Source organism: Acidobacteriota bacterium, assembly GCA_016703965.1.
Taxonomy (GTDB): Bacteria; Acidobacteriota; Blastocatellia; order Pyrinomonadales; family Pyrinomonadaceae; genus OLB17.
The window spans coordinates 17,726-34,690 of the sequence record JADJBB010000005.1; the positions used below are offsets into that span (position 1 = coordinate 17,726).

General features: G+C 48.6%; 13 protein-coding genes. 2 read left to right on the top strand and 11 right to left on the bottom strand.

What is annotated here, in order from left to right; translation table 11 throughout:
• Window positions 1-5: 5 nt before the first annotated feature.
• The 8 genes from IPG22_05520 to IPG22_05555 form a co-directional block, all read right to left on the bottom strand.
• Window positions 6-227 (bottom strand): hypothetical protein, encoded by a 222-nt coding sequence (locus IPG22_05520; protein ID MBK6587760.1) that lies wholly within the window; start codon window positions 225-227, stop codon window positions 6-8.
• On the bottom strand, window positions 224-742 hold the full coding sequence (locus tag IPG22_05525; GenBank protein MBK6587761.1) for a sigma-70 family RNA polymerase sigma factor: 519 nt from the start codon (window positions 740-742) through the stop codon (window positions 224-226). The genes IPG22_05520 and IPG22_05525 overlap by 4 nt, the downstream gene beginning before the upstream one ends.
• Window positions 743-1,116: 374 nt before the next feature.
• Window positions 1,117-2,184: a site-specific integrase gene (locus IPG22_05530; GenBank protein ID MBK6587762.1), complete on the bottom strand. Its 1,068-nt coding sequence runs from the start codon at window positions 2,182-2,184 to the stop codon at window positions 1,117-1,119.
• 1,142 nt (window positions 2,185-3,326) lie between these two features.
• A complete protein-coding gene (locus IPG22_05535) occupies window positions 3,327-4,946 on the bottom strand; it encodes a PD40 domain-containing protein (protein ID MBK6587763.1) in 1,620 nt (539 codons plus the stop codon).
• Window positions 4,921-5,550, bottom strand: a complete 630-nt coding sequence (locus tag IPG22_05540; protein MBK6587764.1) for an RHS repeat-associated core domain-containing protein — start codon at window positions 5,548-5,550, stop codon at window positions 4,921-4,923. The genes IPG22_05535 and IPG22_05540 overlap by 26 nt, the downstream gene beginning before the upstream one ends.
• Window positions 5,551-5,615: 65 nt before the next feature.
• Window positions 5,616-9,182: an RHS repeat protein gene (locus tag IPG22_05545; GenBank protein ID MBK6587765.1), complete on the bottom strand. Its 3,567-nt coding sequence runs from the start codon at window positions 9,180-9,182 to the stop codon at window positions 5,616-5,618.
• Window positions 9,137-9,568, bottom strand: coding sequence for a hypothetical protein (locus tag IPG22_05550; protein ID MBK6587766.1), 432 nt, complete (start codon window positions 9,566-9,568; stop codon window positions 9,137-9,139). Before IPG22_05550 ends, IPG22_05545 begins: the two co-directional genes overlap by 46 nt.
• Window positions 9,569-9,630: 62 nt before the next feature.
• Window positions 9,631-10,182, bottom strand: a complete 552-nt coding sequence (locus IPG22_05555; protein MBK6587767.1) for a hypothetical protein — start codon at window positions 10,180-10,182, stop codon at window positions 9,631-9,633.
• A 794-nt stretch (window positions 10,183-10,976) separates the two neighbouring features.
• Between IPG22_05555 and IPG22_05560 the strand changes: the two genes are divergently transcribed.
• Window positions 10,977-11,972: a hypothetical protein gene (locus IPG22_05560; GenBank protein ID MBK6587768.1), complete on the top strand. Its 996-nt coding sequence runs from the start codon at window positions 10,977-10,979 to the stop codon at window positions 11,970-11,972.
• Complete coding sequence (locus IPG22_05565) at window positions 11,966-12,397, top strand: hypothetical protein (GenBank protein ID MBK6587769.1); 432 nt, start codon at window positions 11,966-11,968, stop codon at window positions 12,395-12,397. The genes IPG22_05560 and IPG22_05565 overlap by 7 nt, the downstream gene beginning before the upstream one ends.
• A 953-nt stretch (window positions 12,398-13,350) precedes the next feature.
• Here IPG22_05565 and IPG22_05570 read toward each other — a convergent pair.
• From IPG22_05570 to IPG22_05580, 3 genes are all read right to left on the bottom strand, one after another.
• A complete protein-coding gene (locus IPG22_05570) occupies window positions 13,351-14,298 on the bottom strand; it encodes a hypothetical protein (protein MBK6587770.1) in 948 nt (315 codons plus the stop codon).
• Window positions 14,299-14,488: 190 nt separating this feature from the next.
• Window positions 14,489-15,982 carry a hypothetical protein gene (locus IPG22_05575; protein ID MBK6587771.1) on the bottom strand — a complete coding sequence of 498 codons (1,494 nt, stop codon included), beginning with the start codon at window positions 15,980-15,982 and terminating at the stop codon, window positions 14,489-14,491.
• Window positions 15,942-16,523, bottom strand: a complete 582-nt coding sequence (locus IPG22_05580; GenBank protein MBK6587772.1) for an RHS repeat protein — start codon at window positions 16,521-16,523, stop codon at window positions 15,942-15,944. The genes IPG22_05575 and IPG22_05580 overlap by 41 nt, the downstream gene beginning before the upstream one ends.
• Window positions 16,524-16,965 lie beyond the last annotated feature (442 nt).

Genomic DNA, 16,965 nt, shown 5'->3' on the forward strand with positions numbered 1-16,965 from the left:
CTGCGCTAGAGGTTGAACAGCAGCCCGGTAATCGCCTCCGGGACAAACAGGCAAAGAATCACGACAATGGCGACGAGGACGAAATCAAACCAGCGCACACGAATGCCCGAATCACTTAATTTTAGATGTACGCGAGGCCACAGATCTTGCGGTGGTTCCTGCTCGTCCATTGGAGCAATCGCGTTCCTAAGAAATTTGCTAAATTGTTCGTCATCAAGACGGTTCATGATTCTATACCTAGTTGTTTTAAGTGTTCGCGCAAAAGGCGTGTGGCCCGGAATAGACGCGACTTAACCGTTCCAACAGGAATACTCAGCGCCTCCGCAATCTCTTCATACGGTCTTTCTTCAATCAGTGCCAACGTTGCAGCCACTCGAAGTTTCGGTGGCAATTGGCTGAATGCTTGTTGAATCCGTTCCCGCGTATCCCGTTGAATCGCAGCATCGGGCGGCGTTTCAAGTGACCGATTTTCCTGAAATTGAACCTCCGGTCGAACATGTTTCAAATGGTCAAGAGCAAGATTTGTTGCAATACGTCGCGCCCAAGCCCCGAAACTTCGCGTTGGATCGAATCTAGCGTGAGAGCGATAAAGACGCCAGAATGTTTCCATTGTGAGCTCCTCTGCAACTCTCGGATCTCGAACTATTCGGACGATCCAGCCATATACTTCTTTCTGGAACTGCCGGAATAGTATTTCAAAAGCATCGAGATCGCCATGTGTGAACTTCTCTAGCAATTCCATTTCTTCTATTAAACTTACTGCCTACGTCGCATTTTAGTTCACTTTACCGATCACATTTCTGAAACAAAATATTTTTTCCGAGTCCAGTCAGGTTTTCCTGAAATTTGAAGAAAAAATATACGGGTCCTTGCCCCTTCGGCAGACAGAAGAAGAGACGTTTTCGGAACTCACCGCTCCTAGATTATTCTACGGTCTTTTCTTGAGCGAATTCAGCAAGACGACGTAAAGTGGGCGCAACGATCGTGGGCAAGTCTTGTCCAGCAATCTGTTATGAACGAGATACGTCAAATAACGACCCCCGACCGCCACTTCCGACAGGGCTCGTTATAAATTCCAATCAGAAGCAATTTGAAGCGCCGTTTCTTGACGGGCTCTTAGTCTGCGGTATCGAGCCTTTTTACCGCTTCCAGCAAGAGTTTGTCATCAGTTTGAGCGTAGACCGTTGTGATGCTCATGTCAGAGTGCGCAAACAGATTCTGCACTATAAGCGGGTTCGTATTTCGCCGGATTAGCTCGCTGGCGAAATAGCTGCGAAGATCGTGGAAGTGATAGTTCTCTTCTCTCGTTCCGCCTTTTTTGTTTATCCCAGCGTTACGGAGTGCAGTTTGCCATCGTTTACGGAAGTCTTTTACCGGGAACGGCAACTGTTTTTCATCGATCATCGCTTTCAATATCTTAGTCGCAGTTGCATTAAGCGGAACTAAACGCGGCGGTCTTCCTTTCGATCCAATGACGAATACATGTTCGTTTTCAAAATCGATAACATCTTCCGTGATCGCGACAAGTTGTCCGCGACGTAATGGAAGATTCACTGCGAGGACTATCAGTCGATAAAGCAGTGTATCCTTCTCCAACTCCGTCCAAAGCGCTTCCTTTTGTTTCGGATTTAGCAACCGTCTTCGAGGGGGCGGTTCCGGTAGAGCCTTCACGTATTGCATCGGGTTGCGTTCCAGAATTCCCTCTTCACACGCTAAGCTGAAGATCTTCGACAACGTGGACATGATCCGGTTGATCGACGCCGATGAGAGTGCACTTTCTTTCTTCCGTTTGTTTTGGCGAGTCTGAAGTTTGGTCCGGCAGTTTCGACAGTCCTGAGGACTGATGCTGGACAAAGTTTGCTTCTTGAAGTGACCAAGTAGAAGCCTTATATAAAGTTCCTTAGCTCCTTTGTTGACGTTGTTCTGCTGGACATAGGGCCGATATTTCTCGTCGATGAACGAGGCAAGAGTCGTGGTGGTATCGGTAACGTTATAGCTATGATCAAAGGACGCTTTAATGATCTGCCTCTCAGCCAGCTCAGCTTCCTGTTTGGTCTTCGCTTCGGGAATACTCTGATGAATGACCTTCCCTTTCAGCCGCTTATAGATCCACCATCGGGCTTTCGAATAGTCGGGATGGGAGGATGAGACTCGCTTACCGTTGTATCTTTTGTAGACAGACATATTCTTCGTTAGTAGATTTGCTCTGGTCAGTAGTCGAGGGACGTGACAAACCGGTGCCTCTCGCGTAGCCTTTCGCAAGTTCTATTCCGCTGACTGTTAGCCGCTTATTTGCTCGGAATCGGAGTGAAAAGGTGAAATTTGGAACGCCGATGCAACAGTTGGTTTTTTCCTCGCACCGTGGTTGGTGCGTCTGTTCACCAAAACGGCTCTAATTTGAGGTGCAGAAGGTTGGTTGCAAAATGGAGGCGCTTTTTCTGACGGGTGGTAGGCCGTAAATGCGGCAATCAGGGGGCTTAGCAACCCGCCCTCTCGTGGCTGTGGAGAAACTACGAAAAATGGGACTTTCGGATTTCTCCGAAAGCCCCATGTTTATTGGTCGGGACGGCGAGATTTGAACTCACGACCTCTCGCACCCCAACCAACCTGCGCGCTTTTCACAACTTCTCACAATCCCTCAAAACCAATCAAAATCGGCAACTTGCTTGTCGCTTATAAGGTTTAATTAGCTATGCGTCGGGAAAAGTGCAACCATCTTGCAACCAACTAAACAGCCCCATTCTCAAATAGATCGTCGATAAAAAATGTAGTTGGGAACATCAAAATAACACATTCTGATCGAAGATAAAACACTTATTTCTGAGATGTTGGTGCTTTGTGACATTTCTTATAGGAAATATCACAAAGGACCAAAAAGCCCTTTGATATTATGGATCAATAATAAGCCATCGAGCCGACAATATATCAAAGCCAGTGCTGCTAGTCAGCTCACATAGGCGTGAGCATACAAACAATCTGGGGACCGACTGGCTCGTTTCGAGAGGCTTCGCGTTTGGGCGGGTCGGACTCCGATCCAATTACTTAAATGCATGAGCAATCTGGCAGCCTTGCTTTTTTGAGTCGACCAGCATGGCCCTCAATGCATTGTAAGTATTCGCGGAGCGTGAGTCGGGACTTGATCGTAAACTGAGGTATTCAAGGATCTCCAAAAAAGGTGGTGTGGTTCGGAGATGAGAACACTGACTTTTAGGGATCGGCCAGAGCACGTAGCCGAGCCTATCCCAAAGTCGTTGTTCGCTGAACATTGAGATCAGGTTCGCGTCGTGCACGCTGTTAGTTGAAGTCGACTTGCAAGTATTCCACAGTTACAACTTCAGAACTACGATCTCTCCTTTGCTAGTTCCATAGGCAATATGCTTACCATCCGGAGAAAAAGCGAGTGATTTCACATCTCCTAAGGCTTTAATATTCTTTCGAGTTTGGTTCCCCGACATAGCCCAAACAGCCACCATTTCACAACACGTAGACACACCAGAGGACGCAAGCAATCCGCCATCAGCTGAAAATACCATGTTATAAGTAAGCTGAGATTCAGGTAGCAACAGATTTAAGGGATTATTTTTAGGAGTTCTTTGGCTCAAATCCCAGATTCTTAAACTACGAATTCCGCCGTTGTAACCACCTACCGCGAGCGATCTGCCATTTGCCGATACCGCTATTCCCGTGATTTGTCCTAGCCGTTCCGGAATCTCCTGTACGATCTTACCTGAAATCAGGTCGTAAACCGCGATCATAGGACCAGCATTGTCCCATCCGACTGCGGCAGCAACGACTAATTTGCCTTCTGATCCAAACAGAGGCTTCCCGATTTTTTTGACTGAAAACCGTTTAATCTCTTTACCATCATTGGTGCTCCAGATACGAGCCATTTTTTCTGGTCCAACTGTGACAAGAGTCTTGCCGTCAGGAGAAAATACAAATTCGGAATCGTCATTTGAGAGGATAGTCTTAACTCTTAGGTTTACCGGGTCAATTAAGGCTATTCGGTTTACTTTATCGCTCTGTAAAACTTTGTTAACTACACTCGTTTGGCTGTATGAGATAGATATCAAATCTCCCGCAGACGACACCGCCATTTGGCGAACGTGGGAAATTGTCTCCTTATGCTCACTTTTTTTTTCGTCAAGATCGAGAAACCCACTGCGACCCCCCGTAGTCAGGTTCCATTTCGCAATAGTGCCATCCCAACTTGCAGACAACAAATGACTTCCGCCGTCTGTAAACCACAACGAAATAATGTCACCGTTGCCGTGTTTCAGTTTCGCATCCTGGGACTGCGCTAGTCCCTTCGATGACCCGGCGAACGTGATTAACATAAAAATGGTTACGATTTTTACTTTTCTACTTATCTTTAATCTCATAACTCGGTTGAATTGTTCTTCCACTCGGCGCCCCGTCAAAGCTTTATAGATATTGACCGGATCCGCTCCGTTGATTGCGTTCCAAGCATGTGCGGTACCGCTACACCCCTTACAACCTTTCCCTCTTTCGTCGGCGTCCATATCCAGGGCTCCGAATTTCTCACTCGTCGCGAATGACATCTGTATCTGTCCGCGATCATAGTTTTCGCGAAATGTAACATCGTAGATCACTCCCGTAGAGTCATTCTTGTGTTCAACGTCCTGACCTCCGGGGCCGATGAAGCGTTTGTCTGCCGCCGCTTTTTTGCTGCTAATACCTTCCATCTGTGTGTTAAGTTCGGCATCTGCATTCGCATATATTCGTTCTCCTTTTTTGTAACCAGTAATGCCCGTGACGTAGTTGATAGCGCTCTTTCCATTCGCAAACTTGATATCAGCCAGAGCAGCCGTCATGTTGAGTATCCCAGCCAACTGCTTTCCACCATCGACAGTCTTTAAACGTTCGTAAAGATCCTTTCCCGATAGAGAGTCTTTCCCCTTATCGACCGCAATTTTTTGAGCCATTGAAAACTCTCTTTTCTTCGTCTGAAAGCTTGTCAAAGTCTTTCCAGACGTACTCAGTTTTCATGCCGGTTGGATCGATCGCTCTTATTGGATTGTTCAAGGCATATGTATATCTGTTCCAACTTTGTGGGACATCGGCGACTGCACTCGCTTGTAACGGATCTAGAGATGAAAATCGCCCTAAAGTACAGCCGAAGTATCGAGCCTGGGCAAAATCTAGCCCACTTTCGCTGTCCCTCTCATAACCTGTAAACTTCTGCCTCGGGGCTGATACAGAGGACCAACCACTGCCGCTTGAACGCCCCGCACCAGACGTGACTTCTTCGCCGAATGGCATAAAGTCTCGGCGTTGCGTTACTGTTGCGGAAGAGTTCGTGACGACTCTTGGGCTACCGAGATGATCGGGCGTAAGGTACTCGGTGCCGTTTGTTGGGTCGATGACGGCGGTTAGGCCGCTGGCTCCGTAGAGATATTCTTTTGTGATCGCATTCGTAGAGCCGTTGTATTCGGCGAGAAGTTCGCCGCCGATGCCATAGACGAAGCGTGTGTTTTCGCCGACGTATTTTCTTACGCGCTTGCCTTCGCCGTCGTAGGCGTAAGCCAAAACGGTGTCGAGTTTAAGGATTTTGTTTTCGGCATCGTAGGTGTAGGCGTGGCTCGGGTCAACAGTTAGGTTGCCCGCCGCGTCGTAGCTGTAGCCGCTGGTCGTGATCCGGTTTGTTGTACTGCTGAACGTCGGGGCTGTTCCGCTTCCAACTCCCGCCGTAATGGTTCGGTTTCCATAGCGGTCGTAACCGTTCGTCTGAGTCCAGCTGGAGCCGCTTTGCTCCTGTGCGGTTGCGAGGCGATTGAGATTGTCATAGGTAAAGTCCTGCGTAAAACTCGTTCCGCCCCGCTGTAAGCGATGCTCGTGATATTTCCATTATTCGTTGAGCTGGTGCCGTAAGTATAGCTAAGCGACATCGTAGCTCCCGACGATCCAAGTTGAATACTTGTCGGCTGAAGTCTTGTGTTGTATCCAATTGCATGAACCAGCCCATTACCCAAGGTCTGGCTCGCAATTCCGCCCTGAGCTGCATACGAAACGCTCGAAACACTGGCAGCCGCAAAGCTTCCTACGTTGTACGTTACAGCACTGGTGCTCAGGGATGACATTCTGCCAGCCGCGTCGAATGAATAGCTGACCGAACGCCGGGCGGTTCCATCACCCGGATAGGTTTGGCTCGTCATACCGTTAGCCAAATCGTACGCGGCGTCTATCTCGTAGTTCGTTGTGTCAGTTCGCTGCCACTGCTCGGTTACGCGTCCCAGTTTATCGTAGGCTCGGTACGTTCCGTTCGAACTGCTCGATCCATAAGTCACCGCAACTAGTCTTCCGATGGACGAGCCTCTTGTGTAACTCGGTGCTCCAGACGGCAGGCTTTGGCTGTCGTAGTAGAAATAAACGGGGGCCGTAACTCCGCCATCGTTCGAATAGGTGCGAGAGGTAATTCGATTTAAGTCATCGTAAGCGTAGGAAGTCGTCCAGTTACTGCCGCTGGTTGTTCGCGGATCAACTTTGCTGGTCAGATTTCCATTTGGGTCGTAGCCATAGCTGACCGTACCCGATTCTGGATTCACCGCCTGTGTAAGTCGGCTCAGATTGTCATAACTGAACGTTCGCGTCTGGGAGCCTTGCGAAACCGTAAGCAGATTATTTAACACGTCGTAGGTGTAATCCGTATTCACATTCAACGTGCCGCCCGAATCCGGTTCGTAGACAGTTTTCAAGCGCCCAAGAGCATCGGTTACGGATTTTCTTTGTTTGCTGGCCTGATCTGTCACGGTTACTGTGTTTCCGCTGTATGAAGTTCCAACGGACGATCCGTCGGATGTTGCGACGGCCGTTACGCGCCCCAGTGCGTCGTAAGTGTTCTCCGCGTAGCCGTATGTCGTGTCCGACGTAGTGCGAAACGGATTGTATGACCGTTTGATGCGCCCAACAGCATCATAGGTTTGCGTAGTTTTTATATAAGTCGAACTGCCCTCATATCGCCGAGTCTCGGTCGTTCGGCCAAGGCCGTCGTAGAAACTCTCCGTTTTCAAAGCATTGTCATTGTAACTCGCCAGATCGCTGGTCGTGGTTACTTTCTTGTTCGTGTCGTCATAAGCGAAAGTGGTTTGACTCTGCTCTGACTGCCCCACCGCCCGAATGATCTGCGTCGGACGGTCGAGCGATTCACTCGTCGAGTACCCGCTCGTCACTACGCCATTGACGTCCTGCCCATCGACCGGCATCCCGGTGTAGAAATCGAATTGAGAGGAGACCGTTTGGCTCAAACAGTTAGTAACGCTCGTCGCAAAGGCGTAGCTCGTCTGTGAAACGCCCGATAGCTCGGACGGAGATGTGTTAGTTGTGGCGTTTCCATTTGGCGCACCGTAGCTATCGCCATAAGCTGCCGAGGTCTCACATCCACGCGGATCGCGAATTTTCACGACGTTCCCAGCGATGTCGTATCGTTGGAAGCTTTTGACCTCGCCGGTCTCGCCTGCGGCGTTTTCATAACGCTTGATCGCAGTAGCGTTGCCTCGCGTCAGGTAGCTGGTAGTGTAGCCTGAATCATGGCCACTGATCGACGATCTACTGGTGAGTCCCTCGTTGTAGCTGGTCGAATACTGATCGTATTCAAACTTTGTCCTCGACTTTATCGTTGAACCGGCCGAGTCACTGGAAACCCACGTCTGAGTCGGCAGATTGCGAATGTGGATCGTTCCCTGAGCCGGTGTTGCGGTCGGGGTTGGGGTCGGAGCCACGTTAATGTAATCCGTACCGTTTACGGTCGTTGCGTAATCGGTGTGAGTTCGACGAACAAACGATCCGACTGCTCCCGACCCATAGTCGTACTCGAATACATCGGTCTGATTGTTGAATTGATCGAATCCTCGTGAACTGTCGTTTGGGTTGATAGCAGAGGTTTTCGACTTTTGGCCGTCGTCGAGAGTTGTTACGGTCTCAATGAGTCTGGGGTCGTAACCCGGTGCGTCGTCAGCCGTACCAGACCACCAGCTGAAGGGCGATGAAGCGGTACGCTGCTCCCAGGTATAATCCACTGTACGAAGAACGGTCGATCCGTTAGTCGCATATGCCTCTGTCTTATACTCTTTCGCCTCACGCCATTTAGTGTAGCTGTTCGCATCCGAGGTCTGACTGAATGAATAAAGAGCACTTCCGAAATACGATGATTTTTGTTTGGCAAGCAGATTGTTGCTTGCATCGCGAGTTTCGGTGACGACAGAACTTTCAGTATTACTGTTGAAATCTGTAGGTCGTTCAATGATCAGCTTGTTCTCAAGAGTAGAGCCATCAACGTATGTTCTTCGCTCAAGAATGCGTCGATAGACTGCGTAGTCCATGTACGTCGCCGTTGCGACCACGCCGCCGTTTGTATTTCCGTATTCACCGACATCCCAGTCGTATTCTATAGCCCCGCCCGTTGGCAGATCGATCCGCGCGAGTTCGCCGTAACTTGTGTATTTGAATTGATAACTCTTTCCATTGGGAAGTATGACACCACTCTTAACCTCTGGATTGAAGTAGGTCGACGTCGAACCGTTAAGACTCGGAAAAAGCTGCGCGTAGGTTTTCAGAGTTTGGCCAGACTTTAATACGTTCGTCAGGTTGGTTTTCGTAACAAGTATGGTTCGCGACGCTCCGCCGAAGCCTTTATAGGTTATTTTGTCGCAGAGGCCGTAGGTTCCGTCAGTATAGCCGAGAGCTATACTGACGACACGATTAAGAGAGTCCGTAACCGTGAGCGTTCCGCTGGACCCCGAGAACGTGACTTTGTTTCCGTTTCGATCCCGGATCTCGGTCAAGCTTCCGCCGACAAAAGTCCACCTGGATCCGTCCTTTAGGTACATAATTCCGGAAGCCTCTGGAACGAAATCATCTGCGTCGGCATATGCCTCGTCAACGATGTCCGCCCCCGAAACAAAAGTCGCCGCCGAGCCGTCCGTCGTCACAAAGATCTGCCCACGGTTCTGAGCTGCTGTCGTTGGACACTGGTACATGTTACGGGTCGTATTCTTTGGCTCTCCTCCGACGCGTGAATCACGAAACTCATATTCAGTCCCATCAGCGAGCGTTACGTTTATTCTGGACAAGGTCTTTATATAGACAGGACGGTCAGGCAAGACGTGGCTGACGCAGGTCACCGTCGCTCCGCCACCTCGTCGAATTTCGGCTCTGGCTCCCATGTATGGCGGCCGGGGATCCAGCTGTTGTAGTCGGGGTAGTTGACGATCGTGTTGTAGTCCGGATCGACTATCTCACGTCGCACATTCCATTTCTGATCGATCTGCACTGCTAACCCGGTCGAAGCACCGCCGCGTCCTCCGACCGAGACAAGCGGCAGGCTGAAATTGAGGTTGCCGTTGTATGAGTTCACACTTTCAAAACCGCTCAACGAATACGATCCGGCGGGAGCTCCAGGGGTCAACCCGGACGGTGTTACCCCACTCAGTGCAGCCTGTGCGGACACGGACGCGGTCAGAGCGACGGAAAGTATTATCGCTACAAGAATATTTCGTGATCTGACTGACCCAGCCAAATCGGAAAAACAGGCTGTTGACAAACTAAACATGGCACACCTCTCTTTTTCTTTACCCCTGGAGAATGAAAACAATGAGCGAATTAGACGATTTTCTATTCGGTTATCTCAAGACTTAGACTACGTGTCGGTCTTTGAATATCGACGATCCTGTATCGTCCCGGCTCGAGGGTCATCGGAATGCTAAGTCGGCGGCGATTTCGAGGCATCTCGACAGTGCGGAGCATTGAGCCATTGACTTGCTCCAATCTGAGCGTCATAAGAGGCAGTTCCGATCTGTTTACCATCGCAAGCAATACCGGGCCTTTTGGCCGACGGATCGTACTGGGCTCAAAACCTCTTGGACTGATCAAGATCAGTTCTGCGGTCATACGTTGTTCTACAGGAGGCGTCGCCGCAGCGGTTGCTTGAGGTGGAGTCGGCTGCGTCTTCGCGTCTGCTGTAACCGCAAGTTCCGGAACTCCACTTGTCACAAAAGTGAAAACGGATTCAGGAAGCACTTGCTTTGCCGCGAACACAGCCATCGATAAGAGGCCCAGAGCAAATATCACGATTACAGTCGTTTTGCGGTATTTGCGTTGGTTTCGCAAATTTGCCGTTTCCTGACCAGGCAACGGGTTGAGATCGAATTCATTTTGTTTTGACATTGATAGCTCCTCTCTCGTCAGAGACAATTAACAGGCTGGAAATAGCGGCAAATGAATACGCCGATATCTCACTTGAGATTCGAAACGAAAAACGATTGATAAAAACTAACGAGGTGTGTAAAATGCAGAGTTGTTGGGGCTCGCTTTTACGGACACTTCGTCCCTAAACGTGAACCGAACGCCTGATCGATAATTGGCGTTATCGATCAGGCCTTTTTCAGTCCAGGTATTAATTTCAAAAAACATCTTCACCGTACAAACGGCAAAGAAAAGTCGTGTGTCACCGACGGACGCACGACTTAACTAGTAACCAAAACTCCAACCCGTAATTTTGTAAGTTTGAATTTGGAGGCACTTCGTTACCGGCTAGTTGTAAATCCTTCGGGAGATTCAAACCAGTAACGTAAAGCTGATTGCGGGAAGCACTCGACATTTTTACCCCTTAATTCCTCGGTTTAGACAGCTAAAAAAGCCGCTGCCACTGTAGCAATCTCCGAAATAACCGAAGACTTCAAAAAACCTAAAGGTCGAATACCAAGAGCCTATCACCGAACCGTTAGCCGTGTCAATATCTTTTTTAATCTTGTTAAACGTAGTAGAGTTGGGGCAATCTTTGTTATCGGCTTTAGAGGTGTCGTTCTCAAGCTCGGCCGAATACAGCAGAGCCTGCTCACAGTGATTATCCGCCGCCCATTTATCGTTGGAGCATAGCTATGTCTTTATGCTAACATGATATATGCACAGTAACATTGATGCTGTTACTGTGCACACATCATGTTATTATGCTCTTGGCTATGAAACGAAAGCTCATTCAGGAATTGGGAAATTATATTGAGGAAACTCTTGGTCTTTCGATCAAAGTCGACCTGTGGATCGGTAGCAGTAGTCTTCCGCTATTTCTCCGAAACCAATACGAATTCTATGAAATCACGATCATCGACAGAAATTTTCTTACCCTTGTAGATATAAGCCCGGATGAAAAGACGCCTGGAGTAATAAGAAAGCATTTCGATTACGTTCAAAAGAATTGGAATATCGACTCAATCTATGTAACAGATTCGATGCCAGCATATAACCGTAAGAGATTGATTGCGCACAAGATCGCCTTTATCATCCCCGGCAATCAAATGTACCTGCCGGATATCGGTGTTGATCTGCGCGAACATTTTGCCGCCACACGGATTCCACGAAGTTCGATAATACTTAGCCCTTCAACCCAAACCGTGATCCTACACGCTCTGCTCTGTACGACCGAGACGACGTTCACCCCATCTTCCTTGGCGGATAATCTGAATTATTCCCAGATGACGATGAGCCGAGCGTTCGACGAACTTGAAGCCTTTGACTTGGGAAAGATCGAGATTAAAGGACGAGAACGGGTTTTATATTTCGATAACGACAAGAAACATCTTTGGGAATCGGCCAAAAATAACCTCTCTAGTCCCATCAAGAAGCGATTTCATGTACGATCCACGATAAACCATTTCGGGGTTCGCACGGGACTGACTGCACTCTCGACCTACAGTATATTGGCCGAGCCCACGACCCCAGAGTTTGCAATTAGCCCGGAAGAATGGAAAGAATTACAGAATAACGAGAAAGTTGAAACCTTTTCGGTTCCCGAGTTCGATTCGACCAATATTACGATTGAGGTTTGGAAATACGACCCTAAGCTCTTTGCACAATCGGGAGTTGCAGATCGCTTTTCCCTGTTCTTGAGCTTGAGAAATCAGAAGGATGAACGCGTCGAGGCCGCTCTGAATGAAATGCTGGAGAATATCGAATGGTAAAAGGAATCGAAAAATTCAAAGAACATTTCGCAGGATTTGACGACAAGTACATATTGATCGGCGGTTCTGCATGCGATCTGGCAATGGCGGAGGTCGGGGGCGATTTCAGGGCGACAAAGGACCTCGACATCGTAATCGTGGCTGAAACGCTGAATCCGGAATTTGTTACTCGCTTCTGGGAATTTATAGAAACAGGTGGGTATGAGTCTCGTCAGAAGAGCACAGGAGAACGACGCCTATATCGCTTTCACTCGCCTACGGATGATTCTTTTCCCTACATGATCGAACTCTTCTCGCGGATTCCTGATGCCATTTCATACGAAGGTGAAGGGAGATATACGCCTCTTCCGATAGGCGAGGAAGCGTCGAGCCTATCCGCCCTTTTGATGGACCATGCTTATTATGAACTGGTACACGGGGAATGATTGTGATTGATGGACTGCCAATTCTCAGGCCCGAGTACATCGTTTTGTTGAAAGCCAGGGCGTGGCTGGATCTGACTGCGAGGAGGGAGAGCGGCGAGATCGTAAATAGTAACGATATAAAGAAACACAAAAACGACCCGTTCCGACTATTCACAATTCTTTCGCCGGAATTGTGACTTGAGATATCGGAACCAGTCCGGTCCGATTTTGAGAAGTTTTTAGAAGGAATGTCCGGAGAATCTATAGACCTTCATAATCTTGGAATCCGGGATATGGATCTGGCGGAGGTTATTAGAAACTTTAGGCAAATTTATGGAATCGACGACAGTTAAACGGCGGATAGCTCCGACTTTCTAGTTTTTAATAGCAACCATTATCCGAAGGAATGCTCTCTAGATTTCGCTATCAAAAGGTGGAAGCCGCCGGTCGCTCGCGCCTTACAGCCCCGAAGCGTTCTCGATCCTTCAACCCTGTTTTCCTTGAATATCATTGCATCTCAGCAATGTCATAACATACATAGGGCAAGTCAGGCAATTTGCTCTAAGTCAATAGGTTTTGGCCAGGTGGTGATCCCGACGCTGGAAGCCCCTCCAACATAGGACCTTCTGCTGCTGGTACGTCCAACTGCGGGGCGTAAGAATCCTAGTTGCAGAGGAGGGGGCAAAGGGGTAGGCAAAATCGACGACGAGATAACACTGATTATTCTTCAGGCAACTGTCAAAAAATGACAGGCCTTTGCAATAGAAGTGATAGAACATGGAACTGATATGGTTACTCTAAGTCAATTGGTTTACGAGGGCTGCCATCTCAAACATCGGAGTCCAAATTGCTGAACGGCTCACAAGGAGAATATGTGAAATCAGTTGCGGTATAGTGAAATGCTTCCATCATCCGATCCCGCCGCAACGATATTAGACGAAGAATACGCAAGTGCAGTTATGGGCCTTCCAGTGCTATAGGTCTTTTTTTATGTGACGCCTTTCAACATCAAAAACAGCGATGTTTGAATTGATCGAGTTGGGAAATGCAGATATCAGCTGTTTTCCGTCGGCAGAAAACGTCAAGCCCTCACCCACCGGATGAGATTCAAAGATTTTCGATGTCCATTTCTTTGTATTAAGCAACTTAAGCACTAATCGACCTATGCCCCGTTGATTCTTGATGCCTGCAACCGCAAGCACCTTACCATCCGACGAGAAATCGACATCGAAGATTCCCGATAGTGTCGAATCCCGATGTAGTTCACGACCATTTTGGCTATTCAACACGTAAAATGTGCCGAAGTCCTTCGGGCCACTTACGCCTTTTCCAGTTCCTATCACGATCATTGATCCATCAGGTGAAAAAGAGCTGGCAGAAATCCCAGAGTCTAACGTTAAAAAACTAGGATTTAGCACTTTAATCTCTTTAATATTTCGGAGGTCAAGAAGCTTAACAACTCCTATATCTAATCCAACTATCAACGTTTTATCGTCAGGCGACACTGCAAGTGACGTTATTAACGCCTTTGTTGGGTCGCTTTCGGTGTAGGTCGAAATTTGATTTTCCGCCTGAACATCCCAAACCGACAGCACTGATTTTCCGTTCTTTACACTCGCCGAAAAAAGAAACTTCCCAGAATGTGAAAATTCTACATCGATCACATCCGATCCGTTATTTGTTTCAAATAAGACGTTCCACGATTCGGTGCTCCACACACTGATCTTCCCCCCAGCTCCAGCTGCGGAAAGCATGCTTCCATCTTTTGAAAAAGCCAGATCGTGAACAAAGTCTTTCAGTGACAATTTCGGTAGCTTCTTGGCACTCAATATATGAGTAGATTGACAAAGGTATTCGCTTCTTAAGAAACTGCACACAAAAAGAGCCATTGAAAAAAATATAATGGGACGAAGTAATCTCACGGTTCAATTCTCCTCACCTGTTAACTTCATAGCTTAATTTAACACCCCGACTGCGTAAGATGTCGTAAACCGAATATGGGTTAGTAACTGCGTCACCGCGTGTGCCAATCAATTCGACTCCGTGACCGATTGCTCCTACTATCTTTTCAGGGGATTTTTGACTTTAATATTGTACAAATCCGTATCGGCATCAAGCCCCCGTCCATCTTTGGAAAATGACGCTTGCAGATTTTCCCTTCAAGGAGCGATTGTCCTTCCAACTATCGTCATACCCCTCATGTCCCGGAGCTCGAGAAAACCTTGGATCCTTTGATACCAGTGTTCTAAGCTCAGATCCTACTGTCGCATATATCCTATCTGGTGCGATTCCGACAACGCTGTCAACGAACGAAAGAGCACTTCTCGACCCGCCATCAACATTAAAAGTGATAGAGGCCAGTTGAGCGGTTTGGTTTAGGAAGCCTGCAAGAGCCGCAGGATTATTTGCTGCAAGATGATCAAATAAAGCCTCACCAGTTAATTTAATAGGTTCGAGATTTTCACCAATCATCTGCTTAACAGTAAATTCGGAATTTTCAAGAATGCGGCGCTCGTCCGCACTTAATTTGTTCCAATCAAAAGCTGGTTCTGGGGTTAATCCGCTTGGGTCAACTATTTTTAACGGATTGTTTAGCGAATAAGTATATCTATTCCAATTTTGTGCATTCTTGAGATAAATATTCAAATCGCTACGGTTTGACGAGTCTACAACTATATTGTAGGGATCGGCGCTACTGAACCGGCCCACGGAACTTCCGAAATACCTCGCCTGGGCAAAATCTAGCCCACTTTCGCTGTCCCTCTCATAACCTGTAAACTTCTGCCTCGGGGCTGATACAGAGGACCAACCACTGCCGCTTGAACGCCCCGCACCAGACGTGACTTCTTCGCCGAATGGCATAAAGTCTCGGCGTTGCGTTACTGTTGCGGAAGAGTTCGTGACGACTCTTGGGCTACCGAGATGATCGGGCGTAAGGTACTCGGTGCCGTTTGTTGGGTCGATGACGGCGGTTAGGCCGCTGGCTCCGTAGAGATATTCTTTTGTGATCGCATTCGTAGAGCCGTTGTATTCGGCGAGAAGTTCGCCGCCGATGCCATAGACGAAGCGTGTGTTTTCGCCGACGTATTTTCTTACGCGCTTGCCTTCGCCGTCGTAGGCGTAAGCCAAAACGGTGTCGAGTTTAAGGATTTTGTTTTCGGCATCGTAGGTGTAGGCGTGGCTCGGGTCAACAGTTAGGTTGCCCGCCGCGTCGTAGCTGTAGCCGCTGGTCGTGATCCGGTTTGTTGTACTGCTGAACGTCGGGGCTGTTCCGCTTCCAACTCCCGCCGTAATGGTTCGGTTTCCATAGCGGTCGTAACCGTTCGTCTGAGTCCAGCTGGAGCCGCTTTGCTCCTGTGCGGTTGCGAGGCGATTGAGATTGTCATAGGTAAAGTCCTGCGTAAAACTCGTTCCGCCCCCGCTGTAAGCGATGCTCGTGATATTTCCATTATTCGTTGAGCTGGTGCCGTAAGTATAGCTAAGCGACATCGTAGCTCCCGACGATCCAAGTTGAATACTTGTCGGCTGAAGTCTTGTGTTGTATCCAATTGCATGAACCAGCCCATTACCCAAGGTCTGGCTCGCAATTCCGCCCCTGAGCTGCATACGAAACGCTCGAAACACTGGCAGCCGCAAAGCTTCCTACGTTGTACGTTACAGCACTGGTGCTCAGGGATGACATTCTGCCAGCCGCGTCGAATGAATAGCTGACCGAACGCCGGGCGGTTCCATCACCCGGATAGGTTTGGCTCGTCATACCGTTAGCCAAATCGTACGCGGCGTCTATCTCGTAGTTCGTTGTGTCAGTTCGCTGCCACTGCTCGGTTACGCGTCCCAGTTTATCGTAGGCTCGGTACGTTCCGTTCGAACTGCTCGATCCATAAGTCACCGCAACTAGTCTTCCGATGGACGAGCCTCTTGTGTAACTCGGTGCTCCAGACGGCAGGCTTTGGCTGTCGTAGTAGAAATAAACGGGGGCCGTAACTCCGCCATCGTTCGAATAGGTGCGAGAGGTAATTCGATTTAAGTCATCGTAAGCGTAGGAAGTCGTCCAGTTACTGCCGCTGGTTGTTCGCGGATCAACTTTGCTGGTCAGATTTCCATTTGGGTCGTAGCCATAGCTGACCGTACCCGATTCTGGATTCACCGCCTGTGTAAGTCGGCTCAGATTGTCATAACTGAACGTTCGCGTCTGGGAGCCTTGCGGAAACCGTAAGCAGATTATTTAACACGTCGTAGGTGTAATCCGTATTCACATTCAACGTGCCGCCCGAATCCGGTTCGTAGACAGTTTTCAAGCTTCCAAGAGCATCGGTTACGGATTTTCTTTGTTTGCTGGCCTGATCTGTCACGGTTACTGTGTTTCCGCTGTATGAAGTTCCAACGGACGATCCGTCGGATGTTGCGACGGCCGTTACGCGCCCCAGTGCGTCGTAAGTGTTCTCCGCGTAGCCGTATGTCGTGTCCGACGTAGTGCGAAACGGATTGTATGACCGTTTGATGCGCCCAACAGCATCATAGGTTTGCGTAGTTTTATATAAGTCGAACTGCCCTCATATCGCCGAGTCTCGGTCGTTCGGCCAAGGCCG